General features: G+C 61.1%; 19 protein-coding genes. 9 read left to right on the top strand and 10 right to left on the bottom strand.

Annotated elements, in window-relative coordinates:
* Positions 1-81: 81 nt before the first annotated feature.
* Positions 82-417 carry a cupin domain-containing protein gene (locus tag NKF25_RS03745; RefSeq protein WP_253225365.1) on the bottom strand — a complete coding sequence of 112 codons (336 nt, stop codon included), beginning with the start codon at positions 415-417 and terminating at the stop codon, positions 82-84.
* Between the two features lie 185 nt (positions 418-602).
* Here NKF25_RS03745 and NKF25_RS03740 point away from each other — a divergent pair, with 185 nt between their 5' ends.
* Positions 603-1,331: a hypothetical protein gene (locus tag NKF25_RS03740; RefSeq protein ID WP_253225364.1), complete on the top strand. Its 729-nt coding sequence runs from the start codon at positions 603-605 to the stop codon at positions 1,329-1,331.
* A gap of 10 nt (positions 1,332-1,341) precedes the next feature.
* Here NKF25_RS03740 and larC read toward each other — a convergent pair whose 3' ends face one another.
* Positions 1,342-2,733: a nickel pincer cofactor biosynthesis protein LarC gene (gene larC / locus NKF25_RS03735; RefSeq protein WP_253225363.1), complete on the bottom strand. Its 1,392-nt coding sequence runs from the start codon at positions 2,731-2,733 to the stop codon at positions 1,342-1,344.
* Between the two features lie 198 nt (positions 2,734-2,931).
* On the opposite strand from larC, the gene NKF25_RS03730 reads away from it, so the two are divergent.
* Positions 2,932-5,154, top strand: coding sequence for a CDC48 family AAA ATPase (locus NKF25_RS03730; RefSeq protein ID WP_253225362.1), 2,223 nt, complete (start codon positions 2,932-2,934; stop codon positions 5,152-5,154).
* Between the two features lie 659 nt (positions 5,155-5,813).
* Here the strand turns inward: NKF25_RS03730 and phoU are convergent.
* The 5 genes from phoU to pstS all read right to left on the bottom strand — a co-directional run bounded on the left by phoU (position 5,814) and on the right by pstS (position 10,402).
* On the bottom strand, positions 5,814-6,491 hold the full coding sequence (phoU, locus tag NKF25_RS03725; RefSeq protein ID WP_253225361.1) for a phosphate signaling complex protein PhoU: 678 nt from the start codon (positions 6,489-6,491) through the stop codon (positions 5,814-5,816).
* A 6-nt stretch (positions 6,492-6,497) separates the two neighbouring features.
* On the bottom strand, positions 6,498-7,349 hold the full coding sequence (pstB, locus tag NKF25_RS03720; RefSeq protein ID WP_253225360.1) for a phosphate ABC transporter ATP-binding protein PstB: 852 nt from the start codon (positions 7,347-7,349) through the stop codon (positions 6,498-6,500).
* Positions 7,350-7,426: 77 nt separating this feature from the next.
* Positions 7,427-8,305: a phosphate ABC transporter permease PstA gene (gene pstA, locus NKF25_RS03715; RefSeq protein WP_082837726.1), complete on the bottom strand. Its 879-nt coding sequence runs from the start codon at positions 8,303-8,305 to the stop codon at positions 7,427-7,429.
* On the bottom strand, positions 8,306-9,274 hold the full coding sequence (pstC, locus tag NKF25_RS03710) for a phosphate ABC transporter permease subunit PstC (protein ID WP_253225359.1): 969 nt from the start codon (positions 9,272-9,274) through the stop codon (positions 8,306-8,308).
* Between the two features lie 15 nt (positions 9,275-9,289).
* Positions 9,290-10,402 carry a phosphate ABC transporter substrate-binding protein PstS gene (gene pstS / locus NKF25_RS03705; protein ID WP_253225358.1) on the bottom strand — a complete coding sequence of 371 codons (1,113 nt, stop codon included), beginning with the start codon at positions 10,400-10,402 and terminating at the stop codon, positions 9,290-9,292.
* A gap of 323 nt (positions 10,403-10,725) precedes the next feature.
* Between pstS and NKF25_RS03700 the strand changes: the two genes are divergently transcribed.
* Positions 10,726-11,721 (top strand): phosphate uptake regulator PhoU, encoded by a 996-nt coding sequence (locus tag NKF25_RS03700; protein WP_253225357.1) that lies wholly within the window; start codon positions 10,726-10,728, stop codon positions 11,719-11,721.
* 237 nt (positions 11,722-11,958) lie between these two features.
* Here the strand turns inward: NKF25_RS03700 and NKF25_RS03695 are convergent, their stop codons facing one another.
* Positions 11,959-12,336 (bottom strand): 30S ribosomal protein S8e, encoded by a 378-nt coding sequence (locus tag NKF25_RS03695; RefSeq protein ID WP_253225356.1) that lies wholly within the window; start codon positions 12,334-12,336, stop codon positions 11,959-11,961.
* 91 nt (positions 12,337-12,427) lie between these two features.
* Between NKF25_RS03695 and NKF25_RS03690 the strand changes: the two genes are divergently transcribed.
* Both NKF25_RS03690 and NKF25_RS03685 read left to right on the top strand, forming a co-directional pair.
* Entirely contained in the window at positions 12,428-12,874 is a 447-nt protein-coding gene (locus tag NKF25_RS03690; protein WP_253225355.1) for a DUF2240 family protein, read from the top strand.
* Positions 12,875-12,898: 24 nt separating this feature from the next.
* Entirely contained in the window at positions 12,899-13,279 is a 381-nt protein-coding gene (locus NKF25_RS03685; RefSeq protein WP_253225354.1) for a hypothetical protein, read from the top strand.
* On the opposite strand, the gene NKF25_RS03680 is transcribed toward NKF25_RS03685, so the two are convergent.
* On the bottom strand, positions 13,276-13,950 hold the full coding sequence (locus tag NKF25_RS03680) for an HAD family hydrolase (protein ID WP_253225353.1): 675 nt from the start codon (positions 13,948-13,950) through the stop codon (positions 13,276-13,278). The two genes, NKF25_RS03685 and NKF25_RS03680, sit on opposite strands and share 4 nt — an antisense overlap.
* A gap of 74 nt (positions 13,951-14,024) precedes the next feature.
* Here NKF25_RS03680 and pyrF point away from each other — a divergent pair, with 74 nt between their 5' ends.
* Entirely contained in the window at positions 14,025-14,822 is a 798-nt protein-coding gene (gene pyrF / locus NKF25_RS03675; RefSeq protein WP_253225352.1) for an orotidine-5'-phosphate decarboxylase, read from the top strand.
* Between the two features lie 24 nt (positions 14,823-14,846).
* Here pyrF and NKF25_RS03670 read toward each other — a convergent pair whose 3' ends face one another.
* Complete coding sequence (locus NKF25_RS03670) at positions 14,847-15,074, bottom strand: hypothetical protein (protein WP_190303713.1); 228 nt, start codon at positions 15,072-15,074, stop codon at positions 14,847-14,849.
* A 187-nt stretch (positions 15,075-15,261) separates the two neighbouring features.
* On the opposite strand from NKF25_RS03670, the gene NKF25_RS03665 reads away from it, so the two are divergent.
* The 3 genes from NKF25_RS03665 to NKF25_RS03655 all read left to right on the top strand — a co-directional run bounded on the left by NKF25_RS03665 (position 15,262) and on the right by NKF25_RS03655 (position 18,311).
* On the top strand, positions 15,262-16,158 hold the full coding sequence (locus tag NKF25_RS03665; protein WP_253225351.1) for a complex I NDUFA9 subunit family protein: 897 nt from the start codon (positions 15,262-15,264) through the stop codon (positions 16,156-16,158).
* A 202-nt stretch (positions 16,159-16,360) separates the two neighbouring features.
* Entirely contained in the window at positions 16,361-17,536 is a 1,176-nt protein-coding gene (locus NKF25_RS03660; RefSeq protein WP_253225350.1) for a tubulin/FtsZ family protein, read from the top strand.
* Positions 17,514-18,311, top strand: coding sequence for a DUF4398 domain-containing protein (locus NKF25_RS03655; RefSeq protein WP_253225349.1), 798 nt, complete (start codon positions 17,514-17,516; stop codon positions 18,309-18,311). Before NKF25_RS03660 ends, NKF25_RS03655 begins: the two co-directional genes overlap by 23 nt.
* The last annotated feature ends 7 nt before the right edge of the window (positions 18,312-18,318 follow it).

The raw sequence follows: 18,318 nt of genomic DNA, 5'->3' as shown, positions 1-18,318 counted from the left end.
GCAGAGGCACGACCCTCACCATAATAAGTTTCAGTTACGGCCCGGCGTGAATCGCGATCGATCCGATTTCGGTCGCTTCCGTCACTTCCACGGCACGCCGAGTCGCGGAGGGCTGAAGATATCGACACCGCGAACCGGCGTGTCGGTTCGGTTCTCCGCCGCGTGGGGTTCATCGCTCGGAATCGCGTAGGAGTCGTCCTGCTCGATGGTGAACTCCTCGCCGTCCACGATAATCGTCAGTGTACCTCCGTAGACGAAGCCGGTTTGCTCGTGTTCGTGGCTGTGTTCAGGCACGGTTACACCGGGTTCGATGTGAAAATGCTGGATACTCATCCGCTCGCCAGCGACCAACTGCGCGAGATACACGCCGTCCACCGCTTCCGTCACCTCACGGTCCGATAGGGCAATCGATTCCATGAGGGATGTTGACTCGCAAGCATCGTCAATCCCTGTGGGAACAGCTAAATACGATGATATAGCGGAGTTTCGAAGCTCTCGACCGAATCGGTTTCATCGTCGTGATTTCGCTTCTGAGATTGCGATTTCGGTTCCAAACAGTCGTGACCGTGGCGACTTTATTCCACCCCGACCAACTTCCAGTAGTGACAGTCGTCGTTGCGACGGAGGATTTCGAGGTGTACCACGACGTGGTCGGCGAGCTACGCGACAGGGGGGTTCGCTTCACCACGGTCGAACCGGGTGCGGAACTCCCGGATGGTGCACGGATCGTCATCCGGGCGGAGGATGACGAGGTGCAGACCGGACTCCCGGTCATCGTGGCCGACCCGAAGCGACCTCGAAAGGCCGTCGAGGAAGCGTTGACCGCACTCCGTGGCGAGAACGGACGGACCGTCATCGGCATCGATCCCGGCACGCGCCCCGGAATCGCCGTCCTCTCGGGCGAGATGGTGATCGCGTCGTTTCACGTCCCGCTCGCGGACGCCGCGGACGTGGTCCACGAGGAGATAGAGGATGCCATCGACCCGGTGGTCAGAATCGGTGACGGGGCGCGGCTTCAGGGAGCGCAACTCATCCGCGAACTCGAAGACGTGCAAGTGGAACTGGTGGACGAAACCGGAACGACGCCGTACCTCGGGACCGGCGCGCGGGGCATGGGCGACGTTCTCGCGGCGGTCAACATCGCCCGAATGGAGGGTGAAATCGTGGAAGAGCGCGACATCGAACCGACGGCGGGCGAACTCGGCGTGATCAAACGCCGGTCGCGCGAGCGGTCGACCGACAACCGCGAAATAGACGAGGAACTCGCACGGCGGGTCGCCGCGGGCGATTTGACCATCGAGGAGGCCTTGGCGGAACACCGCGAGGAGTAAAAATTCGCAGTCACTCGTTTTCGTGAACGGTTCCCTCCGCTCGACGCATGACTTCCCGCACCGCCATTCCCGACTCTTCCGCAACAGCCTGCGCGTCGTCGAACTCCGCGCTCACGTCGAAGACCGACCCGGAATCGTCGCTCGCGACCTTCACCGTCACGTCGTATTTCGATCCGTCGATGTCCAGCGTCACCGTCTCGAACTCCCGGTGAGCGATCCACCGATAACTGCCACCCGATTGCCGAACGCCGAGCGTTCCCGTCTCCTCGGCCAGTTTTCGAGCCACTCGCGCTGCGTCCTCCGGTTTGACGACGACCTTCACGAGGTGTCCGGGGCGGGATTTCTTCATCGAAAGTGGGACGACTGAGACGTCCCGCGCACCCGAATCCGCGAGGGTTTCCTGTAGCCCGCCGAGCACCTCCGGCGACGTGTCGTCAAGGTTCGTTTCGAGAACGGTTATTTCGTCGCGCACGAGACCACCCGCCGATTCACCGACGAGGACCCGCAGAACGTTCGGGTGGTCCGAAAAGTCGTAGCCACCAGCGCCGTAGCCCGAGTTCTCGACGTTCAACGTCGGCAGGGTTTCGACCCCGTCCGCGAAGTGGGCGAGAATCGCGGCACCGGTCGGCGTGAGCAGTTCCGCTTCGACGGGACCACCGGAGAGCGACCAGTCGGCCCCGGCCGCGATTTCGACCACCGCTGGCGCGGGTATCGGGAACGTTCCGTGACTCATGCCGACCTCGCCGCCGCCGGTCGCGAGGGGCGTCGTCACGACCCGCTCGGCGTCGAGGTTCGCGAACAGTAGCGACGCGCCGACGATGTCCGCGATGGCGTCGTCGGTGCCGACTTCGTGGAAGTGCGTCGATTCGAGGTCGGTGTCGTGGACGCTCGCCTCCGCTTCGCCCAGGATTCGGAAGACGGCTTTCGCGTTCCGCTCGATGGGTGAATCGAGTTCCATCGATTCGAGCACGTCGATGACCTCGCGGTAGGTTCGAGCAGGACCGGCACCCTCGGCGTGGTGGTGGTGATCGTGATGATCATGTTCGTGATTGTGGTGGTGGTCGTGGTCGTGGTGCTCGTCGTGGGAATGCTGGTGATCGTGGTCGTGACTATGTTCGTGCTGGTGGCTGTGCGTGTGATCGTCGTGAGAATGGTGGTCGCTGTGGTGGTCGTGAGTGTGGTCCCCGTGCGAACGATCCGATTCTCCATCCTCGTCCGTCAGGAGAACGTGAACGCGTGTCGAGGAAATCCCGTTTTTGACCGTCGTTTCGGCCGAATACTCCACCGGCAGCGCGTCTTCGACGGGGGAGAGTGCGTCCCTGTTCGCTCCCGCGTCGAGCAGCGCCCCGAGAATCATATCACCGCTGGCACCCATTCGCCCGTCGAACGCAAGCGCTCTCATACGTCGCTCCCCGACCCGGAACGGGAAAGTCCCTGCGGTCATGTCGCCACCACTATCCCTTTGTACTGCCCCCACGTAGTGACAGCCATCGAACGCGGGCACCGTCCGACGGTATCGGAGATGGCCGAAGTTCCCGGTAGCACAGGACTTATGCCCTGCGAACTATCACCCACAACTATCCCCCGTGACTGAACAATCATGAACGAAGTGCAACTGGAGGTGGCGAAGGCGTATCCGAACGATTCGGGACGCGGTATCGCCCGTCTCGACCCGGACACGCTCTTGCATCTGAAGCTGAGCCCCGGAGATATCATCGAGATAGAAGGAGGCGATACGACCGCCGCGAAAGTCTGGCGTGCCGACCGACAGGACTGGAACACCGACACCGTCCGTATCGACGGCTTCACCCGCCAGAACGCGGACGTCGGGATCGGTGAACGCGTCGAAATCCGCAAAGCAGAGGCCGACAAGGCCGACAAACTGGTGCTCGCGCCGCCGGAGGAAGCGAGCGTCCAGTTCGGCAGCGACGCGGCCGGAATGGTCAAACGACAGATCCTGAAGCGCCCGGTGGTCGAGCGCGATATCGTGCCCGTCATGTCGAGCACGAATCACCCATTCATGCGCTCGCCGGGACAGGCGATCCCGCTCATCGCAGTAGAAACCGACCCGCAGGGAGTCTGTCTCATAACCGAGGACACCGAAGTCGAACTCCGAGAGGAGCCGATATCGGGCTTCGAGAAGACCGGCGGTGGCATCACCTACGAGGACATCGGTGGCCTTCAGAACGAAATCCAGCGCGTGCGGGAGATGGTCGAACTCCCGATGAAACACCCGCAGATCTTCCAAAAGCTCGGCATCGAGCCGCCGCAAGGTGTGCTCCTGCACGGTCCACCGGGCACCGGGAAGACGCTGTTGGCGAAGGCCGTCGCCAACGAAACCAGCGCGAGTTTCTTCTCCATCGCTGGTCCGGAGATCATCTCGAAATACTACGGGGAGTCCGAACAGCAACTCCGTGAGATCTTCGAGGATGCGGCCGAGGAGTCCCCCTCCATTATCTTCATCGACGAACTCGACTCCATCGCACCGAAGCGCGAGGACGTGACCGGCGAAGTCGAACGCCGCGTCGTCGCCCAACTGCTGACGATGATGGACGGGTTGGAGGCACGAGGTCAGGTCATCGTCATCGCCGCCACGAACCGAGTCGATTCGGTCGATCCGGCGCTCCGTCGCCCCGGTCGCTTCGACCGCGAGATCGAGATCGGCGTGCCGGACGAGGAGGGCCGCACGGAGATCCTGCAGATTCACACCCGCGGGATGCCGCTGTCGGACGACGTGAACCTTCCCGGCCTGTCGAACGACACCCACGGGTTCGTCGGTGCCGACATCGAGAGCCTGACCAAGGAGGCCGCGATGAAGGCGCTCCGGCGCTACCTACCCGAGATCGACCTGGACGAGGAGTCCATCCCGCCGTCGCTCATCGACCGGATGATCGTCAAGCGCGAGGACTTCCGCGGCGCGCTGAACGAGGTCGAGCCCTCCGCGATGCGCGAGGTGCTGGTCGAACTCCCGAAGGTGTCGTGGGACGACGTCGGTGGCCTCGAAGACGCCAAGAGTCAGGTCAAAGAGAGCGTCGAGTGGCCGCTCTCCTCGCCCGAGAAGTTCGAACGGATGGGAATCGAACCGCCGAGCGGCGTCCTGCTCTACGGGCCGCCCGGAACCGGAAAGACGCTCATGGCGAAGGCCGTCGCCAACGAGACGAACGCCAACTTCATCAGCGTCCGTGGCCCGCAACTGCTGTCGAAGTGGGTCGGTGAATCGGAGAAGGCCATCCGGCAGACGTTCCGCAAGGCGCGGCAGGTCAGCCCGACGGTCATCTTCTTCGACGAACTCGACAGCCTCGCCCCCGGACGGGGACAGGAAGTCGGGAGCAACGTCTCGGAACGCGTCGTCAACCAACTCCTCACCGAACTCGACGGGTTGGAGGACAAGGGCGACGTGATGGTCATCGGCGCGACCAACCGCCCGGACATGATCGACCCGGCGCTCATCCGCTCCGGTCGGTTCGACCGTCTCGTCATGATCGGTCAACCCGACGAGGAAGGCCGCGAACAGATCCTCAAGATCCACACCGAGGACAGTCCGCTCGCGCCCGACGTGAGCCTGCGCGAACTCGCGGAGATGACCGACGGCTACGTCGGCAGCGACCTGGAATCCATCGCCCGCGAGGCCGCAATCGAGGCCCTGCGCGAGGACGACGACGCCGAAGAGGTCGAGATGCGACACTTCCGCGCCGCGATGGAGAGTGTTCGCGCGACCATCACCGAAGACCTGCTCGATTACTACTCCCAGATGGAACAGGAGTTCAAGGGCGGGTCGTCCGGTCCGCAGCGCCAGACCGGCGGCCGCATTGGCTTCCAATAAGAACCACCTTTTGCTGCGGTCGCGCGGCATAGCCGCGCTCCCTGGCAAAATCTGGACCAAAAGCACTCCTCCTTCACTTCGTTTTAGACGACTCGCACAGCGAGTCGTCTAAAACGCCGTTCAGTCGTCGGCCCGGAAATCTCCGATTTTCCGGAGAGGACGCTGGCCTCCGCGGTTGTGTCGTTGGTCATTTCTGGCGGTTGCGAAGATTCTGTTTTCGGTGGTTGTGTCATCGGTTGATTCTCGGCGGTTTCGTATCTTCACCAGTGTTGTGACCAGTCTCGCGCAGTCGCTTCTCCTCCGGTGGGAGAGTTCAAATTCGTCGCCGTCCGGACCACGAAATAAATGCTCGCCTTTCAAAGCAAACAGCACCGTTTCATCGGAGGCGAGGGAAGTCTGTGGTTCTCTGAAAATTGAATGAGAGTTGGGTGACGGCATGGAAACAACCGCCAGTCGCGAGCACACTCTCCGGAAAATCTCCGATTTTCCGGGCCGACGACCTCGAAGTGGGATGAGGAGTGTCTTCCTGAACGTAGTGAAGGAAGGCCAGGAAGTCGCATGCCCGCACAGCGTAAGCGAGCAGGAACGTCTTCCGTTGCTTTTGGTCCAGATTTTTATCGAGGGTCGCAGAGCGACCCTCGCAATAAAAAGGTGGGTTCTTAGTAGATGAGTTCGTCGTCGTTCTCAACCATGTAGAACGTTCGGGCGGCGATGTTGACGGAGTGGTCGCCGATGCGTTCGAGGTCGCGGATCGTGAGCAGGAGACGGGAGACGTCCTGCAGGAGTCGTTCGATTTCTTCCTCCGTGTTCTCTTCGAGTTCGGTCTCGATGAGGTCACGGACGACGAGCGCGCTCGCACGTTCACAGAGGTCGTCGAGGTCTTCGTCGCGCTCGGCGACGGCGTAGCAATCTTCGGCGTCGTTCTCGGCGTAGGCATCCATCGTCACTTCCAGCATGTCGAGGGTGATGTTGCCCAGTTCCTGAATGTTGACTTCGGGGAACACGTCGTGGTCGGCTTCGAGCGTGTACTCGCCGAGGTTGACCGCGAGGTCGGCGATGCGTTCGAGGTCGGTGATGATCTTGAACGACGCGGCGATCATTCGCAGGTCGCTCGCGACGGGCTGTTGGAGCGCGAACAGGTCGATACAGTCCTGTTCGAGCGAGAGATACAGCTCGTTCACCTCGTCGTCGCCCTCGATGACCTCCTGGGCGAGTTCCGGGTCTTTCTGTTCCAGTGCGTTGAGACCGAGACGGAGCCGTTCCATCACGACCTCGCTCATGTAGAGGACGTTCTCACGGAGGTCCGTGAGTTGCGCCTGATAGTCGTTTCGTGGCATATGTTATTATCCGAACTTACCCGTAATGTAATCTTCGACGCGCTGACTTTCCGGGTTCTCGAAGATTTTGTCGGTGTTGTCGTACTCGACGAGTTCGCCGCCGGTGAGGAACACGGCGGTCTGATCGCTGATGCGGGCTGCTTGCTGCATGTTGTGCGTGACGATGACGACCGTGTAGTCCTCCGCGAGGTCCGTGATGAGGTCCTCAATTTTCGAGGTGGCGACGGGGTCGAGCGCGCTCGCCGGTTCGTCCATCAGGATCACGTCCGGACTGACGGCGATGGCGCGTGCGATACAGAGTCGCTGTTGTTGACCGCCGGAGAGACCCATCGCGCTCTCGTCGAGGCGGTCGTTCACCTCGTCCCAAATCGCGGCACCGCGGAGGCTGTCTTCGACCAGTTTTTCGGCTTCCTCGGTGTTCGCACGGCCGAGCAGGCGGTCGATCAGGCCGGTCTTGATCTCGCCGTGCTTGTTCGGCGCGTAGGTGATGTTCTCGCGGATGGATTTCGGGAACGGGTTGGGTTGCTGGAACACCATCCCGACGCGGCGACGGAGTTCCACGAGGTCTATCTCGGCCTCGTTTATCTCCTCGTCGTCGAGTTCTATCGATCCCTCGACGCTCGCGGCGTCGATTTCGTCGTTCATCCGGTTGAGACACCGGAGGAAGGTGGATTTCCCACAGCCGGATGGACCGATGAGCGCCGTCACGCTGTTGGCCGGGATGTCCATCGACACGCTCTGGAGCGCTTGATCGTCGTCGTAGTAGACGTCCAAGTCCTCGACGGAGATTTTCGTCTCCGTTTCGGAGAGGTCTCGGTTCTCTTCCTCGCCGGTACGTTCGGTGGTTACGGACCGCATTGATACGTCTTGATCGCTCTTCGGATCAGGCCCGTTTTGGTCTTCCGATACCGTGCTGTCTTGGTTCTGTTGTGACATTATCGACTACCCTCCATTGAACGCCGTTTGACCGCCCAGATCGCTCGTGCGAGAATGTTCGTCACGAGGATGAGGCCGACGAGGAGAACGGCGGCTCCCCATGCGACGTTGTGCCACGCATCGTACGGCGAGGTGGCGTAGTTGTAGATGAGAATCGACAACGTCGCGGTCTGATCGAACACGCCGTGGAACTCGAACTTCGAGAACCCGGCCGTCCAGATCAGCGGTGCCGTCTCACCAGCCACACGAGCCACTGCGAGCATCGTTCCGGTGATGACGCCGCCCAACGCGGACGGCAGCACGATCCAGAGGGTGGTGTGGGTCCGGTTCACGCCGAGTGCGAGGCTGGCGTCACGGTGTGCCTGCGGAACCAATCCGAGCGCGTCCTCGGTTGCGACCGTTATCCACGGGATGGCGAGGAGGCTCAGTGCGATCCCACCGGCGAACGCGGTAACGCCGCCCATGGCGACGACGACGATGCCGTAAACGACGACACCGGCGATGATGGACGGAAGTCCGGACAGGACTTCGGTGGTGAATCGGACGGTCTGTCCGATGCGATTGTCACCGTATTCGTTGAGATAGATTCCCGAGAGGATACCGATGGGGATGCTGAACAGACAGGAGACCAAGACGACCCAGAAGGTACCGATGATCGCGTTCTGGACACCGCCACCTCCGTCACCCGCCATCGGGGACTGCGGGAGTGTCGTGATGAACTCCAACGAGAGCATCGAGAGCCCCTTCGTGGCGATCATGAAGAGGACGGCTCCGAGCGGGACGATGGCCAACAGGAGCGCGATGACGCAGAGACCGACCATCACGCGGGCCTTCATCTTCCGGTACCGATGTCGTTTACCGGTGGTTTCGAAGGACATCTAGCTCGACCCCTCGTGTGAGAGACGGGTGATTGCAAGCCGAGCAAAGCTGTTCACGACGAATGCGACGAGGAACAACACCAAGCCGACTTCGAACAGCGCCGAGTTGTGGAGTACGCTCGGACTCTGGTTGAACTCGTTCGCGAGGAGCGAACTCATCGTCGCGCCGGGACTGAAGAAGTCCGAGGTTACTTGATACTTATTCCCGATGAGCATGGTCACGGCCATGGTTTCACCGATCGCACGTCCGAGACCGAGGATGATCGCGGAGATGATTCCCGTGCGCGCGTACGGAAGAACGACGCCGGTGATGACCTCCCAGCGCGTCAACCCGAGTGCGATGCCTGCATCGCGCTGGTCCGTCGGGACGCGGATGAGCGACTCCCGACTGAACGACGCGATGATGGGCGTTATCATGAGTGCCAGGACGAGCGACGCGAGCAGCATGTTGTAGCTGTAGGACTGCTGCCCGAAGATGGGAAGCATTCCCAGCGGCGTCGCGTTGATGGCGGGGATGACGTACTTATCGACGATGGGCGCGAAGAACAACAATCCCCAGAGGCCGTAGATTACGCTCGGGATTGCGGCGACCAGTTCGACGAGGAAGACGAACGTCTCCCGGACGATTCCTTTCGTGTACTGGGTGAGCAGGACGGCGATACCGATGCTCACTGGCGCGCCGAGAATGAGCGCCATGAAACTGGTGAGCACCGTTCCGCTGATGAACGGAAGCGCTCCGAACTGCTCTTTGGTCGAGTTCCAACTGGCGGAGGTGAGAAAGCCTACACCGAACTGTTCTATCGACGGCATCGCTCGAAGCAACAGAGAACCGAGGATAACGACGATAATCCCGACGATGACCAAACCGGCCAAAAGCGTAAGCGTTCGGAACGCGGAATCCATCGCCACGCCCTCGTCGGCCGTGGTTAATGCCGTCCGCGTCGTTTCGGCGTCGTTCGTTCCGGACATAATACTCAATTCGGCTTAAAGCACCGTGTCGCCATTAAAGGTCATGTTTTTAAGCGTCGCATTGTCCAGCTTGGCAGCAGGACTGGGCAGCTTCGGGTAGTGGAGTTTCGGCGCGTACTGCTGGCCGTCGTTGACTGCCCACTTGACGAACTTGAGCGTCTTCTTCATTTCCTCCTTCGAGGAGTCTTCGTAGGCCTTGCCGAAGTCCTTGTACATGATGACGTACGTGAACGTCGAGATGGGCCACGATTTCTCGCCGGGGGCGTTGCTGATGGAAACGTCCGACCAGTCGTCCGTTCCCTTCGGAAGGTCGTTCGCCGCGCCGGACGCCGCCGCCGAGACGCCTTCCGGGGACGCTTCGACGAACTTCCCGGCCTTGTTCTTCATCTTGAAGACGTCGAGGTCGTTCTGCTTGGCATAGGTGAGTTCGACGTACCCGATGGCGTTCTTCTGCTTCTTCATCGCCGCCGAGACACCCTCGTTCCCTTTGCCACCGACACCGACCGGCCAGCTAGGGGTTTCGGTCTGTCCGATTTGGCTCTTCCACTTGCTGCTAACCTGACTGAGGTAGCCCGTAAAGCCGTAGGTCGTCCCGGACGCGTCCGAACGGTGTGCGACCGTGATGTTCGCGCTCGGGAGATTGGCGTCGGGGTTGAGCTTCTTCAGCTTCGAGTCGTTCCACTTCTTGATGTTGCCGAGGAAGATGTCGGCGAGGACTTCGCCGGTGATCTTGAGGCTGTCCACGCCCTCGACGCTGAACACGGGTGCAATCGCGCCGAGACTTTCGGGGATGTGGACACAGCCGCCTTCCTTCTGGACCTTCTTGTACTGGTCCTTGCTGAGCGGCGCGTCCGAACCCGCGAACACGACCGTCTTGTCCATCAGGTTGCTCACACCGGCACCGGATCCGATGGAACGGTAGTTGACCTCGACGTCATTTTTCTTGTTGTACTCGTCCGCCCACTTGTTCATCAGTGGGGCGACGAACGACGAACCCGCAGCGTCTATGGAGGATGAGCCACCCGATCCACCGAGGCTACTACATCCCGCAAGCGCGAGTGCGCCCGTCGTTCCCGTTGCCGCGAGGAACTTCCGCCGTGAAACACCGCCTGACGACTTGCCTGACATACACTCAAATCCAAGGACAGAACGTAATAATACGTTGCTATTATTTCTATATAGTCCTCTATTTGGTACTGTTCTACGAACGTTGGGAGATCGCATAATTCACCATCAATTGCCGTAAGCGGCAGATTATCGGCGAGTTAGCAAAGAGACGTTATTTGTACTACGTATGTATTTTCTAATTTTGTTCGTTAAACACGGTGGAACCATCGTCCCGTGGACAAGGATTGGAGCGAGAACCATAGTCTCGGACGATATACTCGCATTTTCAAGATAGTATATAGATATAGTTGGATTTATGGTCTCGGCCAAACCACTCCCCGTGTATGGAGACGCGCAAGGTGCAGGTTACCGGCGGTTCGACGTACACCGTTTCGCTTCCGAAGTCGTGGGCGACGGAGAACGACGTCGAGGCAGGGAGCGTCGTCGAGTTCTACCCCGAATCGGATTCGCTGTTGCTCACGCCGAAGAACGAACGCGGGCAGCTGGAAGGCTCGATCGACATCACGAACCTTCAGGACGAGGAACTACGGCGAGCAGTGTTCACGATGTACGTGAGCGGGTTCGACATCATTACACTAGAGGCGACTCGGATCACCACCGAGCAGCGCCGCACGATCAGTGCCGCAACCCAGAGCCTCGTCGGGTTGGAAGTCCTCGAAGAAACGGGGAACAAGGTCGTAATTCAGGACTTGCTGGACTCCTCCGAACTGTCGATCCACAACGCGGTCACGCGCATGCGACTCATCGCCCTCTCGATGCTCGAAGACGCCGTCACCGCGCTCGCGGAGAACGACAACGACATCGCCCGCGACGTGATCGAGCGCGACGAGGACGTTGACCGCCTCTGGTTCGTCGTCTCGCGTATCTTCCGGGCGACGCTTCGCACGGCGAAGGCGACGGAGGAACTCGGCATGTCCCGCGAGGTGTGTTTCGACTACCATTCGAGCGCCCGGCAACTCGAACGCATCGCCGACCACGCCGCCAAAATCGGCCAGCTCACGCTTCAGCTTCCCGAGATAGACGATGAAGTCATCGAGAGCTACGAGGCGCTCCACGAGGATTCGACGGCCGTCATCGACGAGGCGATGGACGCCCTGCTCACGGACGACAGCGAGGAGGCGACGAAGTTGGCGAACGACGCGCGAGAGTCCATTCTCGACATCGACGAGCACGCGCGCGCGATCGACAAACTCCTGCGCAAGCAGGACCCACAACAGGCACAACTGCTCGGACTGGTGGTCGACTCGCTCTCACGGTGTGCCGACTATGGCGGCAACATCGCCGAGACGGCGCTCCAGAAGGCCGCGCCGCGCCCGTAGGAAAACGAACCCTGACTGCTATTCGACAACTGCTTTTCGAACGTTCGCGTGTCGTCCCCGTTGCCAGACGTACAGCAGTGACGACGCCGAGAATTGCCCGCCCGTGTCCGATTTCGTTGATGGGGAACCGAGTGGTTCCCCGTGGCAATATGTGAGATATTCGATACTCTGCCCGAAACTTTCGCTCGGAACGACGCAGTCGCTACGTTCCCTGCGAATCGAAAGAATCGGGGTCGATTATTCGTCGTCGATGGCGACAGCGTTGACCTGTCCGGTCTGGCCGGGACGGGAGGTCACGCGGGCCTTGCCCTCGTTCGTGACGATGACGGCACCCTTCGTGATGATGTTACGGCGGGCGTAGTTCGGGTTCGCGCCGTTTTCGAGCACGTCCTGAATCGTCGCGCTGACCGTTTCGCCGCCGTCGGTCACGTTGGCGACGTTGGTCGTGAGCGCGCGGATCTTCGAGTTGCGGCCACGGGCGTCCGTGGTGCGGAAACGCGGTTCGCCGACCTGTGTTTCGGTGGGCTGACGGCCGAGTTCGTGCTTTTTCTTCTTGTGGAGGGGCTTCAGTCGTCCACCGGTTCGCTTTCGCGTGGAGCGTCCTTGGTCTTTCATACCGGGAAGGTAGCCTACGAAATACTTCAATGACTCGGTTCGCAGTCCTACATCGCCAGATTTAGGCCCTCGTGTCCAGTCTCGCCGGACGATGAGTCTGCGGATAGCAGTCGCAACGCCGTTTCAGCAGCAAGGGCGCGAACGCATGCGCGAGAGCGAGTTCGTGGTCTCGCTGTCGCTCGACCGGGACTGGTTTTCGCCCGACCAAGCGAAGCGCCTCGTTGACGTCGCCAGCAGTCAGGGATTGTTGTCACACGACGACGACGAACTCGTCGCGGAGTTCGACCCCTCGACAGTCGAGATTCCCGAGGAGTTCGTTCCCGACGAGAGCCTCTTGCAGGAGCAATCGACTTTCGAAAAGGTGCTCGACAAGACCGTCGCACACGGGACGACCAAACAGACCGCGGTCGCCGAAATCAACGAACTCCAGCGGAACGCCGGAATCACCGTCGAGGCCGCCGCGGTCGTCTATGCGCGGAAGAAAGGTATCGACGTGAGCACCGAGGCGACCGAGGCGCTCTCGGATCTCAAAACGTAAACCGACGCTCTCCCAATCCGAACCATGGTCGTTGACGAAATCACGGACGGGGTACGGATCGCACAACTTCTCTCCTCCGAGTTCGACGGCAGGGAGGATCCACCGCTCGATTCCGTCGCCGTCGTGAACGCCGACTCGGACGTCGAACCGACCGAAGACGGGGCGCTCGCCTACGAACTCGAACGCGAAGGGGACGACGACCCGTTCGCGGAGGTGTTCGTCCATCCTGATAGGGTCCGTATCGAACTGACCGGGGACGTCGAAGCCGTCGAACGAAAAGCCGCCGAGTCCGACATTCGCGTCCGCCCGAAGGCGGTTCGCCCGCCTCGCGTTCTCGTGTTCGTGGAAAGCGGCGCGGAGGTCAAACGAGCCGTGGATTCCGTCGTCGAGTCGTTGTACTCCTAGTCCTCGTTCGGTTCGACCAGTTTCGCGATTATCCCCGGAAGCGCGGACACGAGTTCCTCGCGGTCGACGTACGCGTCGGCCGACGGTTCCGGTTCCGGTCCGTCGGGAAACAGAACCTGTACCGTCTTCATCCCGATGTCGCTCGCGCCGCGGATGTCCGCCTCCGGGTTGTCACCGATGTACACCATCTCCTCGGGTCGAACGTCGAGTCGTTCACAGAGCGCATCGAACGCGCGGCGGTCCGGCTTTCCAGCTTCGAGTTCGCCGGTGACGACCGTCGCATCGAAGTACTCCTCCCACCCCAACTGGTGAAGCTTTCCGCGTTGTGCCTCTACCGGGCCGTTCGTGAGCAGGCCGAGGCGATACTCCCGGTGGAGTTCCGAGAGAAGCGACGGGATGTCGCCGACCGACGCGAGCGAGTCCAGAATCGCCTGTTGATAGGCGTCGGTGAGTTCCTCCGCATCCGCTCCGAGACCATCGGCGAGCAGGTCGGCAAAGATGGGTTTCCGCGAGTCACTCGTCAAATGACGACTGTGGGCATCGAGATACTCCTCACGGGTGAGTGATGGAGCACCGACTGCCTTCGTCGCATCCGCGAGCAGTTTCTCTCGCGCCCTCTCGGTCACGGCGAGGGTCTCGTCGAGGTCGAAGCCCACAGCGGTCACAGGCATTGTACAGAACTCATGGGTCCGAACTGTCTTTACCAGTTCGATAACTCCTTGAGCCACCGCGAAAATTTCCGAACATGAACTTCTTCGACCGGCTCGCCGACCGCATCGAGACCACCGACAGCATCGTCTCCATCGGACTCGACCCCGACATCGAACGCATCCCCGACCACCTTCACGAATACGACCTGCCGCGCTGGGCGTTCAACCGGCGCATCATCGACGCGACCCACGAACACGCGGCCGTCTACAAACCCAACGCCGCCTTCTACGAGGACGGCGACGGCTGGGCCGCGCTCACCGAGACCATCGCGTACGCACACGGGAAGGGCGTCCCCGTCCTGTTGGACGCGAAGCGCGGCGACATCGGCAACACGGCCCGTCAGTACGCGAAACTCCTCGATTCGGCCGACGCCATCACCGCAAACCCCTACATGGGACGGGACTCGCTCGACCCGTTCCTCTCGCGCGAGGACAAGGGCGTGTTCATCCTCTGTCGAACCTCCAACCCCGGCGGATCGGACCTGCAAAATCTCGAACTGGCCTCCGGCGAGACGCTGTACGAGTGGGTCGCCTCGCTCGCCGACCTGTGGAACGGCAACGGCAACGTCGGCCTCGTCGTCGGCGCGACGACCCCCGACGAACTCGAAGAACTGCGCGAGCGCGTCCCGGACCTCCCGTTCCTCGTCCCCGGTGTCGGCGCACAGGGCGGCGACGCCGAGGCCGCCGCCACCTACGCCCTCGCGGACGGTGCCGGACTCGTCAACTCCTCCCGCGGCATCATCTTCGCGGGCGAGGACGCGGGCGAGCAGTTCGCCAAGGCCTCTGGGCAAGCGGCGAAACGGCTCAAGAAGCGGCTGAACCAGTATCGATGAACCGGGACGGAGGGGATTCGAAGCTCAGAGTTGGTGTGTCTCGTCGTCCGTATCCGGCGGCGTGATGTCCTCCGCCCCCGGCCCGCTCGGTGTCCGATTTTGCTCCCCGCCGACACCCAACTCGGCCGCACACTCGACGCAGTACCCGCTCGACCGGTTCCAGTGTTCGTCACAGACGAGTGCCCCACAGCGGTCACAGTCGTGCGTCGCCTCCGCTGCTTCACAGATCTGACACAGGCCACTGACGCTCATGGTTCGAGAGACGGGAGCGACAACCATCAGTCTGCGGGCGGCGACGAAAACAGGACGTACGTTTTGGACGACCGAACCCCATCGTACCGCATCGCAAGGGCCACACCTTCCTCTACCGATCACTCGCGTTTCCTAGCCGGTTTCGTTGGGAGATACCTTTACCAGCAGTGGAGCATATATCTACGGTATGAAAGTTCTCGTGACCGGCGGCACCGGATTCATCGGTCGAAACCTCGTCCCCGAACTGCACGAACGCGGCCACGAGGTGACGGCGTTGGCGCGGAACCCGGACGAAGCCGAATTTCCGGACGGCGTCGAGACGGCGATGGGTGACGTGACGGCGTACGCCTCCATCGAGGAGGCATTCGCGGGACAGGATGCGGTCGTCAACCTCGTGGCGCTCTCGCCGTTGTTCAAACCGCCGCGTGGGCTGTCGCACATGAGTGTCCACCTCGTCGGGACGGAGAACGTCGTCCGGGCGGCGGAGGAACACGACGTCGGAAAGATCGTCCAGATGAGCGCGCTGGGGGCCGATCCGTACGGCCCGACGGAGTACATCCGAGCGAAGGGGCGGGCCGAGGAAGTCGTGGAGGAGTCCGACCGCCGGTGGACGATTTTCCGCCCGTCGGTCGTCTTCGGCGACGGCGGCGAGTTCGTCTCGTTCACGAAGAAACTCACGCCGCCGTACCTCGCGCCGCTTCCCGGCGGGGGCAAAACGCGGTTCCAGCCCATCTGGGTGGACGACCTCGTGCCGATACTGGCCGACGGACTGGACGAATCCCACGACGGGCAGATCTACGAGATCGGCGGCCCGGAAGTGTTGACCCTGGCGGAGGTTGCGAAACTCGCTCGATGGGCCGAGGGACAATCGGTTACCGTGCTCCCGATACCGATGGAACTCGCGGGCGTCGGGCTGAAGGTCGGCGGCGCGATTCCGGGATTCCCGATGGGTGCGGACCAGTATCGATCACTGAAGTTCGACAATACGACGTCGGACAACGATGTTCGGAACTTCGACATTAAATCCGAAGAATTGACTACGTTGGAGGAATATCTCGGGATTGAGTCCATCGATCCGACATAACACAAACGAGACTGTTCTGGATATATGCAGACTTAAAGAGGGGGCATATGATACAAATCAAGTCGGGAAGAAAACTGCACTAAAATCCGACGCCGTATTGCGTTTTTGTGCTACGTATGTCCGTAGTTTGAAACAGAACATACCACAAAGTTTATACCCTTATTCCTTCTGTTCTTCTCTCAACGGAGAACGGTACCGAAAAATGAAACTCGCGATGATCGGATTTGGTCAGGCAGGCGGTAAAATCGTCGACAAGTTCCTGGAATACGACCAGCGAACACAGAGCGGCATCGTCCGCGCGGCTGTCGCCGTCAACACTGCCCGTGCTGACCTCATGGGTCTACAGCACGTTCCGGAGGAAAACCGGGTGCTCATCGGACAGTCCCGCGTCAAAGGACACGGCGTGGGTGCGGACAACGAACTCGGCGCGGAAATCGCCGAAGAGGATATCGACGAAGTGCAGGGGGCTATCGACAACATCCCCGTCCACGAGGTGGACGCCTTCCTCATCATCGCCGGAATGGGCGGCGGTTCGGGAAGCGGCGGAGCGCCCGTCGTGGCGAAACATCTGAAGCGAATCTACACCGAACCCGTCTACGGGCTGGGTATCCTGCCCGGTGGCGACGAAGGGGGCATCTACACGCTCAACGCGGCGCGTTCGTTCCAGACGTTCGTCCGCGAAGTGGACAACCTGATGGTGTTCGACAACGACGCGTGGCGCCAATCCGGCGAAAGCATGGAGGGCGGCTACGCGGAGATCAACGAGGAGATCGTCACCCGCTTCGGCATCCTGTTCGGTGCCGGTGAGGTCGGTGGCGGCGACGACGTGGCCGAAAGCGTCGTCGACTCCAGCGAGATCATCAACACGCTCGCCGGTGGCGGCGTCTCCACCATCGGCTACGCCGCGGAGGAAGTCGAGATGCAGAACTCCGGCGGTCTTCTCTCCCGCTTCACCGGCGGCAGTGGCGGACAGGCCAAGGACACGGCACACACGACCAACCGAATCACGAGCCTCGTCCGCAAAGCGGCGCTCGGCCGGTTGACCATGCCCTGTGAGATTCAGGGAACGGAGCGCGCCCTCCTCGTCATGAGCGGGCCGTCCCCTCACCTGAATCGGAAAGGTATCGAGCGCGGTCGCAAGTGGCTCGAAGAGCAGACCGGTAGCATGGAAGTCCGTGGCGGTGACTACCCCGTCAACGAACCCAGCGTCGCCAGCGTCGTCCTGCTCTCGGGAATCACGAACGTTCCACGGATCAAGGAACTCCAGCAGGTCGCCATCGAAGCCCAAGACAACATCGACGACATTCAACAAGAGAGCCAGACGAACCTCGAAAACCTCGTCGAGGATGATGAAGATGAACTCGACCCGTTGTTCTAAGCTATTCGCCCTCCTCCTCGTCGCCACGCTCGCCCTCTCGGCAGTCGCACCTGCCACGGCGATTTCGACGAAGGGGAAGGACGTCCCGAGCGACGCGAAAGTCGGCGACTCCGTCACCGCGACGATGACGCTGACCGACCTCTACAGCAACTACGAGGAGTGGACGCTCCACGGGAAAACTGAACTGACCGACGTGACGTGGACCGTCACGACGTACGACCAAGCGGGTAACCAGAAGGCCAAGAAATCCTACGACGGCCGGACGTTCAACCACTCGCTCGCGCTCGACAGCGACGCGAGCAAAGCGGTCGTGAAGGTGTCCGGTACGGTGCCCGAAGTCGAGAACTTCTCGTACGACCCCCAACAGGCGTTCACGTTCGCAAAACTCAGCCAGACCCGAAAGGGCGGCAACACCGAGGAGATAGAAACGTGGACGGCGAACTACCACACCGAGGACAGCAAGAACGCCCGTAACGCCATCGTGGCCGCACAGGGCGCTATCGACGACGCGTCCTCGGGTGCGAACACGGAGGAGGCGCAGAGCTCCCTCGACGACGCCATCTCGGCGTACAACGGGGAGAACTTCGACCTCGCCACGAACCTCGCCGACAAGGCCAAAAAGAGCGCCAACTCGGCATCGGACAAGGCACAGCAGTCGGAACAACAGAACAAGCTGCTCATGTACGGTGGAATCGCAGTTCTCGTCATCATCATCATCGGCGGTGCTGGGTTCTGGTACCGTTCCCAGCAGCAGAACAACTACCGTCTGCGCTGACGGCGAC

The organism is Haladaptatus sp. AB643, assembly GCF_024136975.1.
In the GTDB taxonomy this organism is placed as follows: domain Archaea; phylum Halobacteriota; class Halobacteria; order Halobacteriales; family Haladaptataceae; genus Haladaptatus.
This window is presented reverse-complemented; position numbering and strand designations above follow the sequence as displayed.

What these genes read in the sequence shown, in the direction of transcription:
- NKF25_RS03660 (WP_253225350.1), top strand. Translation starts at nt 16,361, where the DNA reads ATGAAACTCGCGATGATCGGATTTGGTCAGGCAGGCGGTAAAATCGTC.
- phoU (WP_253225361.1), bottom strand. Translation starts at nt 6,491, where the DNA reads ATGCCACGAAACGACTATCAGGCGCAACTCACGGACCTCCGTGAGAAC.
- pyrF (WP_253225352.1), top strand. Translation starts at nt 14,025, where the DNA reads ATGAACTTCTTCGACCGGCTCGCCGACCGCATCGAGACCACCGACAGC.
- NKF25_RS03690 (WP_253225355.1), top strand. Translation starts at nt 12,428, where the DNA reads ATGAGTCTGCGGATAGCAGTCGCAACGCCGTTTCAGCAGCAAGGGCGC.
- pstA (WP_082837726.1), bottom strand. Translation starts at nt 8,305, where the DNA reads ATGTCCTTCGAAACCACCGGTAAACGACATCGGTACCGGAAGATGAAG.
- NKF25_RS03680 (WP_253225353.1), bottom strand. Translation starts at nt 13,950, where the DNA reads ATGCCTGTGACCGCTGTGGGCTTCGACCTCGACGAGACCCTCGCCGTG.
- pstC (WP_253225359.1), bottom strand. Translation starts at nt 9,274, where the DNA reads ATGTCCGGAACGAACGACGCCGAAACGACGCGGACGGCATTAACCACG.
- NKF25_RS03745 (WP_253225365.1), bottom strand. Translation starts at nt 417, where the DNA reads ATGGAATCGATTGCCCTATCGGACCGTGAGGTGACGGAAGCGGTGGAC.
- NKF25_RS03670 (WP_190303713.1), bottom strand. Translation starts at nt 15,074, where the DNA reads ATGAGCGTCAGTGGCCTGTGTCAGATCTGTGAAGCAGCGGAGGCGACG.
- NKF25_RS03700 (WP_253225357.1), top strand. Translation starts at nt 10,726, where the DNA reads ATGGAGACGCGCAAGGTGCAGGTTACCGGCGGTTCGACGTACACCGTT.
- NKF25_RS03665 (WP_253225351.1), top strand. Translation starts at nt 15,262, where the DNA reads ATGAAAGTTCTCGTGACCGGCGGCACCGGATTCATCGGTCGAAACCTC.
- NKF25_RS03655 (WP_253225349.1), top strand. Translation starts at nt 17,514, where the DNA reads ATGAACTCGACCCGTTGTTCTAAGCTATTCGCCCTCCTCCTCGTCGCC.
- NKF25_RS03695 (WP_253225356.1), bottom strand. Translation starts at nt 12,336, where the DNA reads ATGAAAGACCAAGGACGCTCCACGCGAAAGCGAACCGGTGGACGACTG.
- pstB (WP_253225360.1), bottom strand. Translation starts at nt 7,349, where the DNA reads ATGCGGTCCGTAACCACCGAACGTACCGGCGAGGAAGAGAACCGAGAC.
- larC (WP_253225363.1), bottom strand. Translation starts at nt 2,733, where the DNA reads ATGAGAGCGCTTGCGTTCGACGGGCGAATGGGTGCCAGCGGTGATATG.
- NKF25_RS03730 (WP_253225362.1), top strand. Translation starts at nt 2,932, where the DNA reads ATGAACGAAGTGCAACTGGAGGTGGCGAAGGCGTATCCGAACGATTCG.
- NKF25_RS03685 (WP_253225354.1), top strand. Translation starts at nt 12,899, where the DNA reads ATGGTCGTTGACGAAATCACGGACGGGGTACGGATCGCACAACTTCTC.
- pstS (WP_253225358.1), bottom strand. Translation starts at nt 10,402, where the DNA reads ATGTCAGGCAAGTCGTCAGGCGGTGTTTCACGGCGGAAGTTCCTCGCG.